At 32.8% G+C, this 21,234-nt stretch carries 23 protein-coding genes and 1 tRNA gene; 9 read left to right on the forward strand and 15 right to left on the reverse strand.

Features of this window, described 5'->3' with window-relative positions; genetic code table 11:
- Positions 1-142: 142 nt before the first annotated feature.
- The 9 genes from M0M57_RS02105 to M0M57_RS02145 all read right to left on the reverse strand — a co-directional run bounded on the left by M0M57_RS02105 (position 143) and on the right by M0M57_RS02145 (position 7,524).
- Positions 143-216, reverse strand: a tRNA-Thr gene (locus tag M0M57_RS02105).
- Positions 217-294: 78 nt separating this feature from the next.
- Complete coding sequence (locus M0M57_RS02110) at positions 295-561, reverse strand: hypothetical protein (RefSeq protein WP_112087127.1); 267 nt, start codon at positions 559-561, stop codon at positions 295-297.
- Positions 562-721: 160 nt separating this feature from the next.
- Entirely contained in the window at positions 722-1,684 is a 963-nt protein-coding gene (locus tag M0M57_RS02115) for a type I phosphomannose isomerase catalytic subunit (protein WP_248434938.1), read from the reverse strand.
- 61 nt (positions 1,685-1,745) lie between these two features.
- Positions 1,746-2,201 (reverse strand): peroxiredoxin, encoded by a 456-nt coding sequence (locus tag M0M57_RS02120; RefSeq protein WP_248434940.1) that lies wholly within the window; start codon positions 2,199-2,201, stop codon positions 1,746-1,748.
- Position 2,202: 1 nt separating this feature from the next.
- Positions 2,203-2,613 carry a 6-pyruvoyl trahydropterin synthase family protein gene (locus M0M57_RS02125; protein WP_248434942.1) on the reverse strand — a complete coding sequence of 137 codons (411 nt, stop codon included), beginning with the start codon at positions 2,611-2,613 and terminating at the stop codon, positions 2,203-2,205.
- A 9-nt stretch (positions 2,614-2,622) separates the two neighbouring features.
- Positions 2,623-3,150 (reverse strand): isopentenyl-diphosphate Delta-isomerase, encoded by a 528-nt coding sequence (gene idi, locus M0M57_RS02130; RefSeq protein ID WP_248434945.1) that lies wholly within the window; start codon positions 3,148-3,150, stop codon positions 2,623-2,625.
- A 96-nt stretch (positions 3,151-3,246) separates the two neighbouring features.
- Positions 3,247-4,806, reverse strand: a complete 1,560-nt coding sequence (locus M0M57_RS02135; RefSeq protein ID WP_248434947.1) for an NAD(P)/FAD-dependent oxidoreductase — start codon at positions 4,804-4,806, stop codon at positions 3,247-3,249.
- A gap of 93 nt (positions 4,807-4,899) precedes the next feature.
- Positions 4,900-6,435, reverse strand: a complete 1,536-nt coding sequence (locus M0M57_RS02140; protein WP_248434949.1) for a T9SS type A sorting domain-containing protein — start codon at positions 6,433-6,435, stop codon at positions 4,900-4,902.
- A 24-nt stretch (positions 6,436-6,459) separates the two neighbouring features.
- Positions 6,460-7,524, reverse strand: a complete 1,065-nt coding sequence (locus M0M57_RS02145; RefSeq protein WP_248434951.1) for a DUF2891 domain-containing protein — start codon at positions 7,522-7,524, stop codon at positions 6,460-6,462.
- 27 nt (positions 7,525-7,551) lie between these two features.
- On the opposite strand from M0M57_RS02145, the gene M0M57_RS02150 reads away from it, so the two are divergent.
- Complete coding sequence (locus tag M0M57_RS02150; RefSeq protein ID WP_248434953.1) at positions 7,552-7,794, forward strand: hypothetical protein; 243 nt, start codon at positions 7,552-7,554, stop codon at positions 7,792-7,794.
- A gap of 49 nt (positions 7,795-7,843) precedes the next feature.
- Here M0M57_RS02150 and recQ read toward each other — a convergent pair whose 3' ends face one another.
- Positions 7,844-10,039, reverse strand: a complete 2,196-nt coding sequence (gene recQ / locus M0M57_RS02155) for a DNA helicase RecQ (protein ID WP_248434955.1) — start codon at positions 10,037-10,039, stop codon at positions 7,844-7,846.
- 86 nt (positions 10,040-10,125) lie between these two features.
- Between recQ and M0M57_RS02160 the strand changes: the two genes are divergently transcribed.
- The 6 genes from M0M57_RS02160 (at position 10,126) to M0M57_RS02185 (ending at position 13,893) form a co-directional block, all read left to right on the forward strand.
- Entirely contained in the window at positions 10,126-11,091 is a 966-nt protein-coding gene (locus M0M57_RS02160) for a KpsF/GutQ family sugar-phosphate isomerase (protein ID WP_248434957.1), read from the forward strand.
- Entirely contained in the window at positions 11,091-11,912 is an 822-nt protein-coding gene (gene tatC / locus M0M57_RS02165; RefSeq protein WP_248434959.1) for a twin-arginine translocase subunit TatC, read from the forward strand. The genes M0M57_RS02160 and tatC overlap by 1 nt, the downstream gene beginning before the upstream one ends.
- A gap of 5 nt (positions 11,913-11,917) precedes the next feature.
- Positions 11,918-12,259, forward strand: a complete 342-nt coding sequence (locus M0M57_RS02170) for a carboxymuconolactone decarboxylase family protein (RefSeq protein ID WP_248434961.1) — start codon at positions 11,918-11,920, stop codon at positions 12,257-12,259.
- A 208-nt stretch (positions 12,260-12,467) separates the two neighbouring features.
- Entirely contained in the window at positions 12,468-13,208 is a 741-nt protein-coding gene (gene lptB, locus M0M57_RS02175; protein WP_248434963.1) for an LPS export ABC transporter ATP-binding protein, read from the forward strand.
- A 51-nt stretch (positions 13,209-13,259) separates the two neighbouring features.
- Complete coding sequence (locus M0M57_RS02180; RefSeq protein WP_248434965.1) at positions 13,260-13,559, forward strand: nucleotidyltransferase family protein; 300 nt, start codon at positions 13,260-13,262, stop codon at positions 13,557-13,559.
- A 46-nt stretch (positions 13,560-13,605) separates the two neighbouring features.
- A complete protein-coding gene (locus M0M57_RS02185; protein WP_248436722.1) occupies positions 13,606-13,893 on the forward strand; it encodes a HepT-like ribonuclease domain-containing protein in 288 nt (95 codons plus the stop codon).
- Here the strand turns inward: M0M57_RS02185 and M0M57_RS02190 are convergent, their stop codons facing one another.
- Both M0M57_RS02190 and M0M57_RS02195 read right to left on the reverse strand, forming a co-directional pair.
- Positions 13,894-14,751 (reverse strand): glycoside hydrolase family 25 protein, encoded by an 858-nt coding sequence (locus M0M57_RS02190; RefSeq protein WP_248434967.1) that lies wholly within the window; start codon positions 14,749-14,751, stop codon positions 13,894-13,896. It abuts the gene before it with no gap.
- Positions 14,752-14,772: 21 nt separating this feature from the next.
- Positions 14,773-15,519 carry a CDP-alcohol phosphatidyltransferase family protein gene (locus tag M0M57_RS02195; protein ID WP_248434969.1) on the reverse strand — a complete coding sequence of 249 codons (747 nt, stop codon included), beginning with the start codon at positions 15,517-15,519 and terminating at the stop codon, positions 14,773-14,775.
- Between the two features lie 183 nt (positions 15,520-15,702).
- Here M0M57_RS02195 and M0M57_RS02200 point away from each other — a divergent pair, with 183 nt between their 5' ends.
- Together M0M57_RS02200 and M0M57_RS02205 are read left to right on the forward strand one after the other, a co-directional pair.
- Entirely contained in the window at positions 15,703-16,770 is a 1,068-nt protein-coding gene (locus M0M57_RS02200; RefSeq protein WP_456071404.1) for a putative type IX sorting system protein PorV2, read from the forward strand.
- A gap of 5 nt (positions 16,771-16,775) precedes the next feature.
- The gene (locus tag M0M57_RS02205) at positions 16,776-17,888 is read left to right on the forward strand and encodes a lipoprotein N-acyltransferase Lnb domain-containing protein (RefSeq protein WP_248434971.1); all 1,113 of its coding nucleotides are present in this window, start codon (positions 16,776-16,778) and stop codon (positions 17,886-17,888) included.
- 1 nt (position 17,889) lies between these two features.
- On the opposite strand, the gene M0M57_RS02210 is transcribed toward M0M57_RS02205, so the two are convergent.
- From M0M57_RS02210 to M0M57_RS02220, 3 genes are read right to left on the reverse strand one after another with little or no spacing between them, the layout of a single operon-like run.
- Positions 17,890-19,284, reverse strand: coding sequence for an exopolysaccharide biosynthesis polyprenyl glycosylphosphotransferase (locus M0M57_RS02210; protein WP_248434973.1), 1,395 nt, complete (start codon positions 19,282-19,284; stop codon positions 17,890-17,892).
- A 57-nt stretch (positions 19,285-19,341) separates the two neighbouring features.
- A complete protein-coding gene (locus M0M57_RS02215) occupies positions 19,342-20,352 on the reverse strand; it encodes a glycosyltransferase family 4 protein (RefSeq protein ID WP_248434975.1) in 1,011 nt (336 codons plus the stop codon).
- 16 nt (positions 20,353-20,368) lie between these two features.
- Positions 20,369-21,175 (reverse strand): class I SAM-dependent methyltransferase, encoded by an 807-nt coding sequence (locus M0M57_RS02220; protein ID WP_248434977.1) that lies wholly within the window; start codon positions 21,173-21,175, stop codon positions 20,369-20,371.
- Between the last annotated feature and the right edge of the window lie 59 nt (positions 21,176-21,234).

Consider the following 21,234-nt stretch of genomic DNA (forward strand, 5'->3'; position numbering starts at 1 on the left):
TATTCCATAAAAAAAGGATAACCGAAGTTATCCTTTCAAAAAAATTGAGCCGATAGAGGGACTTCCCGATAGTAATCGGGATAAACTTCTCGTCCCATATACAATAAAAAAAGGATAACCCTAAAGTTATCCTTAAAAATTGAGCCGATAGAGGGACTCGAACCCACGACCTGCTGATTACAAATCAGCTGCTCTAGCCAGCTGAGCTACACCGGCGTCTCAATTATGGTGCAAATATAATTTTGAAAATCAAATTTCCAAAACAAAAAGGCACTTTTTTATCAAAAAAATAGATTAAAGTGCGTTTACTTTTTCAACTAATTGAATAGCAGCCGCTTCTAAATCTTTTTCTACTTGCTTTAAATGAACTCTTCTGTCTTCTACTTTTTTATCGTTTAATTTAGCGATTAAAGCATCAAAAGTACTAATTGTTTCATCAATTAACGCACTTGTTTTATCAGTTGGTTTTCCTGTTGTAGTCATTTCGTGGATATAAACCGCCTCGATAATATCGCCCATCACAAAATTGATGTCTTTCTTCAAATTTCTAATACTTGCCATTTTTCTTTAAATTTTAATTGCGGTGCAAAAGTACGCAAAAATTTATTATAAGCCACAAATTACACGAATTAGCACGAATTAATATGGTTTGCTACTTAGCTTCACTAATTTGTGAAAATTAGTGAAATTGACGGCAAAAAAGTAAAAGTAATTATTTTAACTAAACAGTAATTTCTAATACTGTAGCCGTTCCTTTCAACATAAAAGAAGTGAGTACAGCCGGAATTAAAACGGTATCACCAGTTAGATACATATACTTTTGATCTCCGAAAACGAGTTCAAAACTACCTTCGGTACACATCAAAACCATAAAGGAGTCTGATGTTTTATCAATCAAAACCTCATCGTTTAACGAAATAATATTGGTTTTAAAATAAGGACAATCCACAACCGAAATGCTTTTATTTTCAATCGAAGTATATTCTTTTTTGGCAGAAGTAGTTTTATAATTGATGGCATCCAAGGCTAATTCAGTGTGCAATTCGCGACCTTTCCCGTTAGCATCTACTCTGTCCCAATCATAAATTCGGTACGTAATATCGCTGGTTTGCTGAATTTCGGCAATCACTATCCCGGCACCAATGGCATGAATGGTTCCGGTTTCTAAAAGAAAAACATCTCCTTTTTTTACCGGAACTTCGTTTAATATTGAAAGTAGCATTTTGTTTTCAACGTGATTCAAATAATCTTCACGGTTTGAATTTTCTTTGAAACCCACAATCAAACGAGCATTCTCATCGGCTTGCATCACATACCACATTTCGGTTTTCCCAAAAGAATTATGACGAGCTTTTGCCAATTCATCATTCGGATGCAATTGAATTGATAAATCTGCTTTAGCATCCAAATATTTAAAAAGCAACGGAAATTGTTTTCCAAATTGATTAAAAACTTCCTTTCCTAAAATTTCTTTGGGATATAAATCAATTAATTCATTAAGGTTTTTCCCTTTAAATTCACCACTATTAACAACACTTATTGATTCGGGAACGGTTGACAATTCCCAACTTTCTCCGGTAATTTCAGAGCTAATTGGCTTATTCAAATAATCTTTTAACTTGGTTCCGCCCCAAATACGTTCTTTGAAAATTGGTTCAAATGTGAGTGGATAAAATTGTTTCATTGGTTTAGTTGAAACGTCAAAAATAAGCATTTGAACTTAAATTAATTAACTTGAAAAATACTTATACTATCTTTTTCAGCATTTGAAGTGCTTTTTCAATGTGTATTTTGCCTGATAAGTTATCAAAAATCAGTCGAATAATTCCTTTTTCGTCAATCACATACGTCACTCGACCCGGAATGAGTCCGAATAACGCAGTAGGAACACCAAACAAATTGCGTAATTTTTTATCATGATCCGATAAAAGTGTAAAAGGAAGTTGGTGTTTTTCAGAAAATTTTTGATGCGAAGTAGTTGAATCACCGCTTACGCCAATAACTTCAGCCCCTAAATCGGTAAAATCTTGATATGAATCTCTGAAACTACACGCTTGTTCCGTGCAAACCCGCGTATCATCTTTAGGATAAAAATAAATGACAGTAGGCTTTTTTCCAATTACTGTTGAACTGTCAAAAATAATTCCTTTAGAATCTTTTGCAGTAAAATTAGGAACACTATCACCAACTTTTAGAGCCATTTTAATTTCCTTTATAGGTTACAAAATTTCGAGGTGTTTCATATAAAACAACTTCTAATTCTAAAGAACTTTTGATGTGATTTCGCAATTTATTCCAAATTACAACAGCAATATTTTCGGCAGTTGGATTTAAATCGGCAAAATCGGGAACATCTAAATTTAGGTTTTTATGATCAAACGCATCTTCGATATGTTCTTTGATTAAATCGGAAAGGATTTTTACATCTAAAACAAATCCTGTTTCGGGATCAATTTCGCCTGTTACACTCACAATCAATTCATAATTGTGTCCGTGAAAATTCGGATTATTACATTTACCAAAAACCAAGTCGTTTTTTTCCATCGACCAATCTTTTCGATACAATCGATGAGCAGCGTTAAAGTGAGCTTTTCTGGAAACGGTTACTTTCATGGTAAATGGTTATAATTTGTGTTCTTCAAGGTAATGATAAAACTCGTCAAAAATGATTTTGAACCAAACGGTATAATTTTCAGATTGGGTTTGAATATCGTCTTTAATGGCTTCGATGCTCATCCATTTCCAACTTTCCACCTCATCGGGATTGATTTTGGGTTCTTCGCTGTAGTAACCAATCATCACATGATCGAGTTCATGTTCGGTTAAACCATTGTCAAACGGAGCTTTGTAAATAAAATGAAATAACTCTTTCAATTCGGCTGAAAAGCCCATTTCTTCTTGCAATCTTCTGGTTCCGGCTTCTATGTTACTTTCGCCTTCCCGTTGATGACTGCAACACGTGTTGGTCCACAACAAAGGTGAATGGTATTTGTGATAAGCTCGTTGTTGGAGCATCACTTCATTTTTATCATTCAAAATAAACACGGAAAAGGCACGGTGTAAAACGGCTTTCTCGTGAGCTTCGAGTTTTTCCATCAAACCGATGGGTTCATCGTTTTCATTTACTAAAATTACTTTTTCTTCTGTCATAGCGTTTTTATAGCTCTTCAAAGGTATGAAAAAGTTCGTTTTTATTTGGATTTATGTGGATTTGTGAAAAGTTTAACGGGTGTTGAAGTAAAGAAATTATCCCAAACTCTCCTTAATTTTCAAAGCACATTTTTCACCATCAATGGCTGCAGAAACAATTCCGCCGGCAAACCCTGCTCCTTCTCCACAAGGATACAAACCTTTGATTTGAAGATGTTCCAACGTTTGAGCATCTCTCGGAATTCGCACCGGTGATGATGTTCGACTTTCAGGTGCATGCAAAATAGCTTCATTTGTTAAATAACCCTTCATAGATTTTCCGAATTGTAAAAATCCTTCTCGCATAATTTGCGTTAAGAAACCCGGAAAAACTTGTCCCATTTCTACCGAAGTTGTTCCCGGAACATACGACGTTTTCGGAATTGATGAAGAAATTTTATTTTGCGTAAAGTCGATCATTCGTTGAGCAGGAACTTTTTGAGTTTTACCCGCTAATTGCCACGCTTTTTGTTCGATGGATTTTTGAAATTCCATTCCGGCTAGAGGACCGAATTTGGCAAATGGTTTAAAATCTTCTAATTTTAATTCAACCACAATTCCGGAATTGGCTGTAGCTTGATCTCTTTTGGATGGCGACCAACCATTCGTTACTACTTCGCCAGGGCTTGTAGCACACGGAGCAATCACGCCGCCGGGACACATACAAAACGAATACATTCCACGACCATTTACTTGCTTAACAATCGAATACGGAGCCGGTGGCAAATAATCTCCACGAAAATCACAACTATATTGAATACTGTCAATTAATTCTTGAGGATGTTCCGCACGAACCCCTAAAGCAAAAGGTTTAGCTTCGATAAGGATTTTTTTTCTATCTAATAATTCAAAAATATCACGAGCGGAATGTCCGGTGGCCAAAATAACTTTGTTAGCTGAAATTGTTTCACCTTTTTGGGTAACAATTCCTTGCATTTCATTGTTTTTGACAATAAAATCTGTCACACGGGTTTCAAACAAAACTTGTCCACCACATTCAATGATTTTTTCTCGAATATCTTGAATAATTTGCGGTAATTTATTTGTCCCAATGTGCGGATGTGCTTCGACTAGAATATCCGAAGAAGCTCCAAAACCGACTAATAATTCTAAAATTCTATCCACATCACCCCGTTTTTTGGAACGTGTGTATAATTTTCCGTCCGAATAGGTTCCTGCTCCACCTTCGCCAAAACAATAATTAGAATCTTCGTTAACGATATGATCGACATTGATGGCTTTTAAATCACGACGACGGCCACGAACATCTTTTCCTCGTTCGATTACAATTGGCTTTAAACCTACTTCAATGAGTTGTAATGCTGCAAAAAGTCCGGCGGGACCAGCTCCAATAACGATTACTTCCTTTTGATTAGCAACATTCGGGTAGTTGGGTAATTCGATTTTTTGTTCAGTAAAAGGTTCGCCCTTAAAAAATACCATCAACTTTAAATTGATTTTGATGGCTTTTTGACGAGCATCAATCGAACGTTTAAGAATGGAAATATGCTGAACTTCTGACACTGAAGTCCGAATCATTTTTGCCACATGATCTTTTAATAAAAAATCATTGGCGGCAACTTCGGGTGCAACTTGTATGAGAAGTTCTTTGGGCATAGTATTCTTTTTTGCAAAAGTAATTTTTTTAATTTGTATCCAACAAAAAAGGTTCAGCAAATGCTAAACCTTATTTGTGAGAATCTAATCCTATTATTTTCTTATAAATTTGTAACTTAAATTTTTATTATTTGTCTGAATGTTGATTAAATACAATCCTGATTGAAGATTTGAAACATCAATTTTCTGATTTTCGTTCACGTTATTTAGCTCAATAACTTTAGAACCATTGATTGAATAAATAGAAACTTTATCAATACTCCATTCGGATTGATTGGCTATTGAGATAAAATTTTCAGCTGGATTTGGATAAATCTTAATTAAATTTGACAATTGATTTTCTGTTAAACCCAATGCCACTTGATTGTCTAAATAATCCGGAATTCCGTTAGAATTTATATCGTCGTCCATTGGATTATTATTTCCGTTGTAATCTTCATCAATTGTAAGCACACCATCTCCATCATCATCATTATCAAGATAGTCTGGAATTCCATCTAAATCTGTATCAAGCGGAGACGATTCGTCTGAATTTCGTCCTGCTGGAAAAACATATTCATATTCGGTTAAAACCAAATCCCCGTCGTCGTCGTTATCTAAATAATCCGGAATTCCATCACCATCTGTATCATCATTCGATAAATTTCCATCACCATTAACGTCTTCTAATTCAGTATTAACCGTGTCATTATCATAATCAATTGAACAATCAATAACTGATAAAACAATGGTTGTTATTACACCATCAAAATTTGCATAGAGGTTTTGATAATTTGGATTTATATTAGTATAATTTGATCCAGGTATCGAATTTCCACCTAATTCTGCATCTGAAAGTGTTTCATGAATAGTAACGTTTTCAGGAGTCTCTTCATTAATTGCTTCTTTTATTAAATTTAAATTGAACGAACCAAATCCGTCTAAATTAGTATCATCACAAATTGTATAATTATAATTTGTGTTTACAAAAGGTCTTGCAAAACGCCATCCTTCTTGTGATGCAGCCCAAGCACCCGTATTTCTGCCGGGTGGTGTAAAAGCAATATTTCCTTCAAGGTTAATAATTCCGGTTACAGCTCTTCCTTGATTCCAAGCTGAACACACTTCTCTATTTATAATCTGAACATCAATATAATTAAACGTTTCATAAATAATCATTTGAAATGAACTCTCTGTTGTAGAACATTGAAAATGAGGCTGATCATAAAAACTAACAACAAACTTTCTATATGGTGCAATTCCTGTTAAAGCATATGTTATAGAACCAACTTGATTTGGATTATACAAATCATGATAACAACCCAAAATAGAATTTTTTACAGGAAAATTAGTGCTTGGAATACTTTGATTTAATATCCAAGGACTAAGCATACCAGCAAGATTAGAACGAAAATCAATAAAGCCGTTGGTACTAACCACTAACTGATCGTAATCAATCCCAAAAAAATTAAAGGAAAATCCAATATTGATAGCAGGAGAATATATATCATCTAGAGTGGATAATGGAACTGCATCAAAAGTATAGGATTGATGTGGTATAGACGAAACTGTATAATCGTTTTGAGCAAACAACGATGAGTTTATTAAAAACAAAAAACACAATTTTAGAGTTAAGTAGTTATATTTCATATAATTATTTTTAGCAAATGTAAATTATTTATTTTTAGAATCAAATTCTTCAAATGCTTTCAGTGCAAACGAAGCCAACCAATGTTCACCTTCATAATTTCCATCCACGACAGAAGGAAGTGAAAAATTAAGATGCTTTTCAGCTAATTGTTTTAGATGAGCAAAATGTTTTGGATACAACTTTATCAAATGATAAAAATTCCAAGCACGACTAAAATTTAATCCATCTAAATGAACCAAATGACCATCGGTTCGGTCTGAAACTCGGGCAACTTCCCACTTAAAATCTTTCTTAAAAATATTTTTATTAAATTTTTTCAACCAAGACAAAAATTCTTTTTCGGGTAAAATTCGACTCATGATTCCGATTTCTTCCATGCAAGGTGATAGGAAATCGGTACCGCTTGGTTCCCAATTTATCGGACAATTTTCATCTGATAAAAATAATCGCTTTGCGTTTTCAATTATCAAATTTTGAAACTCTTTGTTGTTTGAAAAAACTGCATAATCCCAGGCAAATGTGAGTCCGAATGCAGTGTTATTATGTGTTCCTGCTCGAACGGGATAAAGTAATTTTGGTAAAAATTCAGCATAGCGAGCTATAATCAAATCTGATAATGGTTTGAGATTTTGAGCCAATTCTTTTGCAAATGGTTCTTTGCTGACTTCTAATTCTAATTGCAACTTCAACAACCAATTCCAACCATAAGTTCGTTCAAAAGATTTTTCATGATTTTTTGAAAAGTAATCCAATTCAACTTGAATATTATCTTTTGATAAATTGGTTTTTAGTTTATCAATAATTTCGTTTTTATTGGCTAAAACAGGAAAATTATTCAACAAATATACCAAACTCCAATGTCCATGCACGGACGAATGCCAATCGAAACAACCGTAAAAAGCCGGATGTAATTTTTGGGGAGAATTAATTTCGGTTGAATCTAGTAATAGCTGATTCAACTTATTGGGATATTCTTGTTGTAAACATTTTAGCGGAAGCGTTGCTAAATGATTAGCTTGTTCAACTGAAAGTTTTTGGGCAAGTATTCCGTTTGAAAATAAAAGTAACCCAACTAAGAAGTATTTCATAAAATGAATTTATTTTTGCAATAAAAAATGTCTAGAAAAATCAAATTAATATGGGATTTTAGAGGTCCAACTTCGGCAAAAACAGCAGAACATCATGAAATTCATTTGAAAGAATTCATTATTGCTGAAAAATTACCAATAAACATTACCGGTTTTGAAATTTATAACGAAATGCAAGCTATTGCTTTCATGGTTGTGACCGATGAAAATATGATTGCTGTTCGCGATGCATTGAAACCTCATCGAGGAGAGATTTTTAGTGAGCAGTAAGCAGTTTTTAGTGTTCAGTAACTGACTACTAAAAACTGATTACTGAATACTAATTAGCTACTTCACTAATAAATTTAATTCGCATCAAACGAAGTTCTTCGATATCATAATCGCCATCGAATTCTTTTAAGGCATCTTCAATTTTATCGGTTTGAGAATCCATAAAATAGTCATGAATTTCTTCTTGTTGATCTTCATCTAAAATTTCATCAATCCAATATTTGATGTTTAATTTGGTTCCGGAATACACAATTTGTTCCATTTCTTTCAACAAATTATCCATCGTGAAACCTTTCGCTTTAGCAATATCTTCTAAGGATAATTTTCTGTCAATGTTTTGAATGATGTATAATTTATTGGCAGAATTTGCTCCCGTTGATTTTACGACCAAATCATCCGGACGAATAATGTCGTTTTCATCAACATAGCGAGCGATTAATTCTACAAATGGCTTGCCGTATTTTTTTGCTTTTCCTTCACCAACACCGTGAACATTGCTTAATTCTTCAATCGAAATTGGATATTTTAAAGCCATATCTTCCAACGAAGGATCTTGAAAAACCACAAACGGTGGAACGCCTAATTTTTTTGCTTCTTTTTTACGTAGATCTTTCAATATCGCCATTAAGGCTTCGTCGGCAATTGCTGATGATTTTGAAGCAGCTACGATAGCATCGTCTTCTTCTTCGCTGTATTCGTGATCTTCGGTCATCGTAAACGAAGTTGGATTTTTGATAAATGCTGCTCCAGATTCGGATAACTTCAAAATTCCATACGTTTCAATATCTTTATTTAACAAACCAGCCACTAAAACCTGACGAATTAAGGCCATCCAATAACGCTCATCTTTATCACTTCCACAACCAAAAAAGCTTTGAGCATCGGTTCTGTGAGCTTTAATTACAGCGTTTACTTTCCCTAACAAAGTGTAAACAATTTCTTTGGTTTTGTATAAATGTTTGGTGTCGCGAACTACTTGCAGCACTTTGACCACATTTTCTTTTGCTTCCGATTTTGGTTTAGGATTACGAACATTATCATCCATATCGCCACCTTCTCCGGTTTCGTTATCGAATTCTTCACCAAAATAATGAAGTAAAAACTTACGTCTGGACATCGAAGTTTCGGCATAAGCTACTACTTCTTGTAAAAGTGCAAAACCAATTTCTTGTTCAGCAACCGGTTTCCCGGACATAAATTTTTCTAATTTTTCTACATCTTTGTATGAGTAATATGCCAAACAGTGACCTTCTCCTCCATCTCGCCCGGCACGACCGGTTTCTTGGTAATAACTTTCGAGGGATTTTGGAATATCGTGGTGAATTACGAAACGAACATCAGGCTTATCAATTCCCATACCAAATGCAATTGTTGCTACCACCACATCAACATCTTCCATCAAAAACATATCTTGGTGTTTGGCACGTGTTTTTGCATCTAAACCGGCGTGATAAGGAACAGCACTAATTCCGTTTACTTGCAGAACATGAGCAATTTCCTCTACTTTTTTTCGGCTCAAACAATAAATAATACCTGATTTACCTTTATTTTGCTTGATAAATTTAATAATATCCGATTCCACATTCTTAGTTTTCGGACGGATTTCATAATATAAATTCGGACGATTGAACGACGCTTTAAACGTGCGAGCATCAGACATATCCAAATTTTTAAGAATATCTTCCTGTACTTTTGGCGTCGCCGTCGCAGTTAAACCAATTACAGGAACATTACCTAAATGTTTAATGATATTTTTAAGATTCCGGTATTCCGGTCTAAAATCGTGGCCCCATTCTGAAATACAATGAGCTTCATCAATTGCAATGAATGAAATTTTGACCGATTTTAAAAAGTCAACATATTCTTCTTTTGCCAATGATTCGGGTGCAACATATAAAAGTTTGGTAATTCCGGAAGTGATATCCTTTTTAACCTGATTTATTTCAGTTTTTGTTAATGACGAATTTAAAACGTGAGCGATACCATCTTCGGAAGAAACACTTCGGATGGCATCCACTTGATTTTTCATTAATGCAATCAAAGGCGATACAACAATTGCTGTACCTTCCTGAAATAACGCCGGTAATTGATAACAAAGTGATTTACCGCCACCAGTGGGCATAATTACAAATGTATTTTCCTTTCCTAAAATACTTTTGATAACTTGTTCTTGTAAACCTTTAAACTGATCGAAACCAAAATACTTTTTTAATTCCTTATGAATGTCAATTTCGTTGGGATTCATTCTTATGTATTGGTATTTTATTTTAAATTTGCATCCATAAAGATACAACTTTCTTTTATTCATACAAATTTTATATCCAATCCGTTTTGATAAATAAAGAAAATATTTTAAAAGCTGCCAAAGCAACGATTATTTCAGAGAGTGAAGCCATTGCTAAACTAGCTGATTTGCTGACAGATGATTTTGTTCAATGTGTTCAATTGATTTATGAATCTAAAGGTAGATTAGTGGTGACCGGAATTGGGAAAAGTGCCATTATTGCTCAAAAAATTGTGGCTACATTGAATTCAACCGGAACACCATCACTATTTTTACACGCTTCTGAGGCGGTTCACGGCGATTTAGGAATGGTTCAACCGGAAGATGTGATTATTTGTATTTCTAAAAGTGGAAATAGTCCGGAAATAAAAATTTTAGTTCCGATATTAAACCGATTTGGCAATACTTTAATTGCAATGACCGGAAATTTATCTTCTTTTCTGGCTAAAAATTCTCAATTTGTGTTGGATACAACAGTTGACCAAGAAGCTTGTCCTAATAATCTGGCACCAACAAATAGTACCACAGCTCAACTGGTTATGGGCGATTGTTTGGCGATTTGTTTGATGGAAATAAGAAATTTTAAAAGTGAAGATTTTGCTAAATATCATCCCGGTGGTGCATTGGGTAAAAAATTGTTGTTTCGTGTGAAAGATATGTTGGATGAATCAAAAAAACCAACTGTTTCAGCAGATGACAACGTGCAAAAAGTTATTTTTGAAATTTCCGAAAAACGATTAGGAGTTACCGCTGTTGTTGAAAATGAAAAAATTATCGGCATCATTACCGATGGCGATATCCGAAGAATGTTGAGTAAAACTGAAACCATCACCGGGATTGTTGCTCGAGACATTATGACAAAAAACCCGAAAATAATTGAACCTAATGATATGGTTGTGGAAGCATTGAATATTATGGAAGATTTTTCGATAACGCAATTAATTGTTGCCGAAAATAATTCTTACAAAGGTGTAATTCATTTGCACGACATTTTAAAAGAAGGAATTGTATAATGGCAACTAACACCAAAGAAATGTCATTTTTAGACCATCTTGAAGAGTTGAGATGGTTACTTGTTCGAAGTACGATTGCTATTCTGATTTTAGGCACAGCCGCTTTTTTTGTGAGCGATTTTATATTTGAAAAAATTCTCTTCGGACCAAAAAATCCAAACTTTGTTACTTATCGATTTTTTTGTGAAGTCACACAATTTTTCGGATTTGAAAATGCTCAAATTTGTAATGTTGAAATGCCTTTCATTATTCAGAACACCAATATGGGCGGACAAGTTTCATTTTTAATTTGGACTTGCATCACCGTTGGATTTATTGCCGGTTTTCCGTTTATCCTATGGGAAATTTGGAAATTCATCAGTCCCGCCTTGTACGAAAAAGAAAAAAAATACGCGAAAGCATTCATCGTCGTTTCTTCGCTATTATTTTTTATGGGTGTTTTATTTGGTTATTATATCATCACACCTTTGTCCGTTTACTTTTTTGGGTCATTTAGTGCCAGTGCCGAAATTGTCAATGAATTTAATTTAGAATCTTATACAAGTATGATTAAAACCTCAACAATTGCTTGTGGTTTATTATTTGAATTACCGATTTTAATTTATTTTCTAACCAAATTAGGATTAGTCACTCCCACTTTTTTAAGAAAATACAGAAAATATGCTTTAATTATTGTCCTAATTTTATCGGCGGTAATTACTCCACCCGACGTAATTAGTCAAGTAATTGTAGCCATTCCGATTATGGTTTTATATGAAATCAGTATCTTAATTAGTGCTGTTGTTGTGAGGAAAGAAATTAAACAATCCACTTTAAAATAAAAAAAATGTCAGATTTAGTTCAAGAATTTAATGATTATCGTTCTAAAATGAATGAAAAACTTTTAGCTGACAACAATTTAGTCATCAAGAGAATTTTCAATTTAGATACTAATGCATATGCGGAAGGTGCATTGGATGTGAAAACAAAAGAGTTATTAGGCTTAGTTGCTTCTGCTGTTTTGCGATGCGATGACTGTATCAAATATCATTTAGAAACAAGTTACAAACACGGCGTTACCAAAGAAGAAATGATGGAAACAATGGGAATTGCCACGTTAGTTGGTGGTACAATTGTGATTCCGCATTTGCGAAGAGCGTATGAATTCTGGGAAGCTTTAGAGAAATAATGTGCCAATGAGGCAATGTGGCAATTGAATACCTGATTCATTAGAGTTATTTTTCAATTCTTTGGCTAATTGACACATTATCAAATTGACACATTACCAAATGTTAATCAAAAAACAATAAAATTTGAACTGAAAATAAAATTTCTATTTTTACACACTGTTTTCTCAATTGTCACGTTGACAAATTGACAAACTGACAAATTAAACTATGAAATTAAGAGCCGAAAATATCGTAAAAACCTACAAAGGCAGAAGTGTTGTTAAAGGCGTTTCTGTGGAAGTAAACCAAGGAGAAATTGTGGGCTTATTGGGTCCGAATGGAGCCGGAAAAACCACTTCCTTTTATATGATTGTAGGATTGGTAAAACCAAATAGCGGTAAAATATTCTTGGATAATATGGAAATTACTGATTTTCCAATGTATAAACGAGCTCAAAACGGTATTGGTTATTTGGCACAAGAAGCTTCGGTCTTTAGAAAATTGAGTATTGAAGATAATATCCTGAGTGTTTTACAACTCACTAAACTTTCAAAAGCGGAACAAGAAGCAAAAATGGAAAGTTTGATTGCTGAATTTAGTTTGGAACATATTCGAACCAATCGTGGTGACTTACTTTCTGGAGGAGAAAGACGTCGTACGGAAATTGCTCGTGCATTGGCAACTGACCCAAAATTTATTCTTTTAGATGAGCCTTTTGCCGGAGTTGACCCGGTTGCCGTTGAAGATATTCAGCGGATTGTTGCTCAATTGAAAAATAAAAATATCGGAATTTTGATAACCGATCACAACGTTCAAGAAACATTGGCCATCACAGACAAAACCTATTTAATGTTTGAAGGTGGCATTTTGAAAGCCGGAATTCCGGAAGATTTGGCCGCTGACGAAATGGTTAGAAAAGTGTATTTAGGACAGAATTTCGAATTGCGAAAAAAGAAATTGGAGTTTTAAAACTTTCCAAAGCTTACGCATTAATTATCATTTATTTTTTACCTTTGGTTTATGTTTTCACTCAATCAACATAAATCGGCCATAGCTAAACTTTGTAAAACTCACAAAGTCGATACTTTATATATTTTTGGTTCCGCCAATACATCTCACTTCAATGAGAATAGTGATGTCGATTTCTTGGTAAAATTTAAAACTTTTGACTTAAAATTATATTTTCAAAATTATATGAGTTTTAGAGAAAGTTTAAAAAAAATACTTAATCGAGAAATTGATTTAGTGGAAGAACAATCTTTAAAAAACCCCGTTCTCATTCAATCCATAGAAAAAAATAAACAATTGATTTATAGATGAACGTATTGAAAAATGGTTTTATGACATCAAATTAGCTATTGAAGAAATTGAATCTTTTTTCTTTGATTCTGGCTATGACTTTTCAGAGTATAAAAGAAATAATATGAAAAAAAGAGCTATAGAAAGAAATCTAGAAATAATTGGTGAAGCATTAAATCGAATTGTAAAAAAAGAATCAATTTATCTAAAAAAAATTACTGATTGCAAATCAATTATTGGATTACGCAATCACGTAATTCATATTTATGACAATGTTTCTGATGAAAATATTTGGTCTATTTTGATAAATCATCTACCCAAATTAAAAGAAGAAGTGGATTCACTACTTTCTTAATTACTGCAAAACCATATAATTCATCATCTTAGGTGTTCCGTTATATATATTAACATCCACCGGACCTTGAATTCCGGGAACTGTACCTTTTTCAGTAAATTGCCAAAAAGCCCAATGGTCTTTAATATCTTCTACAAAAAAATTATAATTGGCTATCCAAAAAGTGTAACCTTTGAATTCTTTTGCAAGAAAATCTTTGTAATAACTTTCACCGGAATAAATGATGGGTTTTACGTTGTAATGATTTTCTACTTTGGTCAACCATCGCTTCAACCCTACTTTTAAACTATCAATTGATTGTGTTTTTGGCAAATTTTCAATGTCTAAAACCGGAGGAAAATCACCTTTTTGAAGTTTGACGGTTTTGATGAAATTAGTTGCTTGCTCAATAGAATTTTCGTTAGGACGATAATAATGATATGCTCCACGAACAAAACCATTTTCTTTTGCATTTTTCCAATTTTGTTTAAATCGGCTATCTACTTTGTCTTTTCCGGCCGTAGCTCTGATGAAAACAAACTTCAATTGAAATGTATCTTCAATAGTTTTAATTTCTTCCCACCTAATCTTTCCTTGGTATTCTGAAACATCAAAACCAAAAACTTTCGTTTCATGTCGTTTCAAAACCTGATAAATTCTGGCTTCTTCTACTTTGGTGGCATTCGTATTTTCCGTCTGATGTTTGGAACGAAAACTAAAATAATAAGCCAAAGCATCACGATAATGATAGGCGGCAATTCCCACAAGAAACAAAATCAAAAATGTTATTAAAAAACCAATCACTTTTCCTGAGAAAAAAGTCTTCTTCTTAGTCGGTCTTCGCTTTGCCGCAGGTTTTCGTCTAATTTGCTTTGCCATACTTTATGAAAAACAAAACGTTTAAGAAGTCATTTTATTTTGAATAACCGACATCAAAACATAAAGCAGAATAATTATTGGTAAAGCAACAATTTTTAGTGTAACTATCAAAATAACTGCTAAAAGCAAAAATATAATTTGAAATTTGCTGTTTTGCCATGAGAAATTTTTCATTTTAAGGGAAAACAGTGAAATTTCTGCATTCATCATATAAACACTCAGGATGGAAATTACCATTAGAATATAAGAGTTTGTAAGAGCTTCTTTCAGAAAAGTTATCTCAGTTGAAGCAATAACCAATGGAATACTTAATATAAAAAGTGCATTCGCCGGTGTTGGCAATCCAATAAAAGAATCGGTTTGTCTGGTGTCTATGTTGAATTTTGCCAAGCGATAACAAGAGCCTAAAGTGATAATAAATCCTAAAAACGGCCACAAATTATCTAATTCCAACCACTTATAATCACGCTCACAAATAGACACAAGTTCCTTTGACTTGTTAAAATTCAACAACAACTTATACATTACATAACCAGGAACAAGTCCACTGGTTACCATGTCTGCCAAAGAATCCAATTGCACACCTAACGGACTTTGCACTTTGAAAAGACGGGCAAAAAAACCATCAAAAAAGTCTAAAAATATACCTAAACACACAAAGAAAAAAGCCAATTCAAATTGATCTCGGGCAACAAAAACCACTGCTATACAGCCTGATAACAAGTTAAGTAACGTAATAAAATTAGGAATCTTTGCTTTTATATTCATCTTTCGAGGTTTGAAAACAAATTTAATACAATAAGTGAGAAACAAGTGCGTTTTTTAATTGATATTTTTAGGTTCATAATTTCAATGTTTTTTATTTCGTAAAATGTTAGAATGAAACAGGCTAAAAATTCCTATTTTTGGAAAAAAATTGTGCAAATTTCAGTTTGAAAATAAAATTTTGCTTTGAAAAAAAATCTATTTTTTGTCTTATTTCTAATTCCGATTTTGGCTAACAGTCAAGCTGTGCGAAAATACTCAAATGAATTTATGAGTATTGGTGTGGATGCTGCTGCTTTGGGAATGTCTAATGCGGTTACGGCAAGCACCTCCGATGTAAATTCCGGCTATTGGAATCCGGCAGGATTGGTTTTTTTAGAAGACAGTCAGGGAGCATTGATGCACGCCAGTTATTTTGCAAATATTGCTCAATATGATTATGCTGCTTTTGCGATGCCAATTGACGACCGCAGTGCTTGGGGAGTTTCCTTAATTCGATTTGGTGTTGACGATATTTTAAACACAACTCAACTAATTGACAGCGAAGGAAATATAGATTACAATCGAATCAGTAAGTTTTCGACTGCCGATTATGGAGCCACATTTTCGTATGCAAGAAGTTTGCAGGTTCCGGGTTGGCAATATGGTGTGAATGCAAAAGTGATTAGACGTATTATTGGAAAATTTGCTAATTCGTGGGGTTTTGGAATTGATGTTGGAATACAGTTTGAACGAGACAATTGGAAAGTTGGATTAATGGTTCGTGATATTACTACCACTTATAACATTTGGAACATTGACGAAGAAGAATTTGAAAAAATTTCCAATGCAATTCCCGGAGAAAATCAGGATTTACCTGAAAGTACAGAAATTACTTTACCAAAAGCTCAGTTAGGAATTTCGAGAAAATTTGAATACCGCTATGATTATTCCATTTTAGCAGCGTTTAACTTGAACATGCAATTTTTCAAAACCAATGATATTATTTCTACAAATGTTGTGAGCATTGATCCTGCTTTAGGATTTGAATTTGGTTATACCGATTTGGTTTTTCTTAGAGCCGGTGTTGGCAATTTCCAGAATGTAATGCAGATTGATAATACTGAAAAAATTGGTTTTCAACCTAATATTGGATTAGGTTTTAAATACAAAGGAATTCAGGTTGATTATGCTTTAACAGACATTGGCGACCAAAGTGCAGCTCTGTATTCGAATATTTTTTCTGTGAAAGTTGATTTAGGAATCTTTAGATAATTTTCATGAAAATAAAATTACACTTTCTACTTTTTTTATTTTGTAGTTTTTTGAGTTTCGGACAGAATTATCCCTTGTCTCCCGAAGCAAAAATTAGCATTTTAACGTGTGGAAGTGGCGAAGAGCTACATTCTATTTTTGGTCATACAGCCATTCGCGTTCAAGATAATGCAAGAGGTGTTGATGCAGTGTATAATTTTGGTATGTTTGATTTTGACACTCCTAATTTTTATTTAAAATTTGTAAAAGGCGATTTGGAATACCATGTTGGCAAAGGTTCTTTTGAGGGTTTTATGTATTCGTATCGAATGGAAAACAGAAGCGTTTATGAACAAGAATTAAATCTTTTACCAATTCAAAAGCAACAATTAGTTGACAGTTTAGAAAAAATGCTTTATTCGGATGAACGTTTTTACATTTATAAATTTATTGATAAAAATTGCACCACGATGGTGGTGGATCAAATTAATAATCAATTAGAAAAACCGAGTATTGCAAAAGTTGGTAACACAACCGAAAGTTATCGTCATGTGTTGAATCCGTTTATGAATAATCTTTTTTATCAGAAACTGGGCATCAACATCATGTTTGGTTATAGAACAGATAAAGCTGCCGAACAACTTTTTTTACCTATTGAATTATTAAAAAGTTTAGAAGTAACTAAATCCAATAATGAACTTATTGCTAAAAAAACCACTGTTTTGTTTGAACAAGAAAAAACATTGTTATCTAAATCATGGTGGAATTCAATTTATACTTTTATTTTATTTTTGGTTCTGGTATTACTTTCAAATAAAAATAAAATCTATCTGACATTTTTAGTGTTTTTGGGCTTATTGGGAATTTTCCTTTCGGTGGTAGGATTCTTTTCGTTACACAGAGAAATTTCGCAAAATTATAATGTGTTATTATTTAATCCGTTGTTGATTGGATTAGTTGTTGCTTTTGTAAAGAAAAATTTAGTTTGGTTTAATCGAATCTTCTACTTTATATTGTTTTGCTTTGTGACTTACCTCCTATTCATCCTAAACAAAGCTCATTTATTTTTAATGCTTCCGATGATGATTTTGGTAGTATTAATTCTTTTACGATTAAGAATTCGGCTTTTGAATTCGTAATTTACTGTCCGCGATAAAATAGAATGGTACTGATAGTTTTAATCATGATGTTTATATCTAAAAAGATACTTCTGTGTTTGATGTAATACAAATCATATTGAAGTTTAATCAAACTATCATCAATTGAATCACCGTAGGAATAATTCACTTGAGCCCAACCGGTTAGCCCTGGTTTAACAACGTGTCGTGTTTGATAAAACGGCATTACTTCGGCAATTTCATTTACAAAAACAGGTCGTTCTGGTCTTGGTCCGATCACTGCCATTTGACCAAGTAGAATATTGACAAATTGAGGAAATTCATCAATTCTACTTTTTCGAAGAAACTTGCCAAAAGGATTTATTCGAGTATCGTTTGTTGCTGCAAAAACAGCTCCTGCCGATTCTGCATTTTTAATCATCGTTCTTAGCTTTAGAATACGAAATTCTTCACCATTTTTTCCCACTCTAATTTGAGTATAAAATAGTTCTCCCTTATTTCCAATTGCATTTCCAATCAAAATAAAAGGCAATAAAATAATACCAACTGCAATACCTGCTACAGCGATTACAATTTCAAAAAAACGCACAAAGAGTAAATACAGTTGATTTTGATTGCTTCTGCTAAATGGAAAATATTTATAAAAATCTCTAGCAACAAATTGAACAGGAATTCGCTGGGTTAAATTTTCATACACTTGTGTGTATTCTCTAATTGTGAAACCATTTTCTAATAAAAATAATAATTTATTATATAACTCGACTGTAATTTCCTCAGTTCTTTGAGTAGCGATGACGATTTCTGATATTGAATTATTAGCAACGAATTTTTGCAAATTTTCAACTGAAATTATGGCTACTGATTCATTTTTAATTTTAAATTCTGAAGTTTCATCCGTATTTACAAAAGCTATAATAGTATAATGGGGATCAATGCTCTTTAAGCCTGAAATCAATTCGTCAGCTAATTCTTTTTCGGAAATTAGTATTACTTTTTTTTCGAAACGATGTGAAGCTAAATACTTTTGATAAAACATTCGCCAGAGAAATAAGGCTAAAAAAATAGCCAAGAAAAAGTATAAAATCTGAATTCGATTGGAAGGAAGAACTGGTGTGAAAAAAGGAGTTAACAGATAGAACAAAACGGTTGTTGAAGACGTTAAGATAATGCTCCTAATTACTTGAAATTGATTACTGGCAACTTGAAGATTATACATTTCAAACACAGAGCCTACAATTAAAACATATAGCCCTAAAACAATAGTCCAATAAAAATTTGAAGGGGTGATTGAAAAGTAATCGAAATTAAAAATTATGCCAACAATATAGAGCATAAACAAAACAGAAAGCACATCAAAAACTCTGAGAAGAATTTTTCTCTCTGAAACTTCAAAATGAATTTTCTTGTTAGTTTTCATCCGTTGCGACTGTAGAATTGATGGTGCAATTTAACTATTTTAAGAAGAATTTTTAACCTATTTTAAAATTTCTTTCCATTGTTTTTTAACAATTTGCCAATCGAATTGCTCTACCAATTTACGTCCGTTATTCGATAAATTTTGAGCTAATTCCGGGTTTTCAATTAACTCATTTATGGCATTAGCCATTGCTTTACTATCAGAATCACTAACCAACATAGCTGTTTCCCTGTTTTTTAGCATATACGGAATTCCTCCAACATTTGTAGAAACTACAGGTAATCCAAGGGCTAAAGCTTCTATGACACTCACAGGAGTGTTATCAAAATGGGTCGTATTTATAAAAATATCGAAGTTTTCTGAAAGTTTAATCCAGTCTTGCTTAGATAGCTTTCCTGTAAAAGTAACGTTTACGTTTAAAGAGCTAGCGTATTCTTGTAGTTCACTTATTGAAATATTTTTTTCTTGGCCAACCATACATAGTTCGACATCACAATAATTATTTTTTAATAAAGCCAATACATCAATAGCCATTGTAGGGTTGTAGATATCTGCCAATGAACGTACCCATAAAATCTTGGCCGTTAACCTTTCTTTTATCTGATATTGGTAATTATTTATATCTATCGTATTAGGAATTAGTTTTAGATTTTGTGGGTAATATTCTTTAAAGACTGTAAAAAGATAATTTGAGGGAGCTATATTGTAAAATGAGTTTGAAAAAATTAATTTTGAAAAAAAGGGTGTAGTATTTAACCTACTTGGCAAATCTCCACCTCGTAATATTGAAATATATGGTATATGTAACACTCTACACAACTGACTTACCATTAATGCATACCAAAAATTTGTAGTGCTATAGGTATCAATTATTACATAATTAACTTTATGAGCATTCAATAAAGTTTTAAAAAACATGTCTAAAAACCTTAAAACTTTATTTTTTTTTGAAGACGCATAATGCAATATATACCCTTCACTTTCTAACAAAACTCCAAGTGTTTCGATGGACGTAGCAGAATATCCATGTTTTAAAAGCTTGTTGCCAATGTAAAGGAGGTTTTTCATCAAAATGAAATTATACTTATTTTTTTTGTAGTAACATTGTTAAATGCATGCATCTAAACATATATTTCTCTGATGTTTTTGATTTATTCCAGTCAATATTATGCCAATTAATCCCTTTTTTCATTTTATAATCATTTGTCATTGGCAAAAGATTTAATAAAAAAAACCATTTAGTTTTACCTAAAACTCCGTGTTTGTCTAAAATATTGAATTTATTTCTAAAGGTATAATATGTTTTTCTATTAAATGGCCATTCCCAATCTTTATCTGATTGAAAAGGACGGTAAAGAATTCTAAAAAACTTAACCGGAATACTTGTTTCCAAAGGATCGTAGCTTATAACAACTCCGTTGTCTGCTAATTTTTCATTAAGCCTATTAATGAGTACATCTACATTTTTAAAATGATGCAAAACACCATAGGCATATATTATATCAAAATTTTTTTCGGAAAATGTTTCATCATTTAAAAAATCGGCTACTACCCCTCTTGCATTTGGGATATGTTTAATGCGATCATTTAATTTATTAATCCCTACATCACTTAAATCTAATCCAATGTATTCTTTTGCATTTTCTGCTAAATAAATGGATAAATTATTTCCGGAGAAACATCCCAAATCCAAAACTTTTTTATCTTTTAGGTTTCCCAACCATACTTTATGTACTCCATAAACTTGATTAGAAATCCCTATTTCATTTCGAATATTTGCTAGTAAACCATGTCTAATTTTAGACCAAATCTTAGTTGCAAAATTCTTATTTTTAGTATTATAAAATTCCTTTTGCTTTTTATTTATCTCTATGATTTCATCTTTGGTCATAATGCAATTTTATTAAATTAATGTTTAAAGTTTAATCAAACCCCTATTCAATTAGTTAT

Source organism: Flavobacterium azooxidireducens, from assembly GCF_023195775.1.
In the GTDB taxonomy this organism is placed as follows: Bacteria; Bacteroidota; Bacteroidia; order Flavobacteriales; family Flavobacteriaceae; genus Flavobacterium; species Flavobacterium azooxidireducens.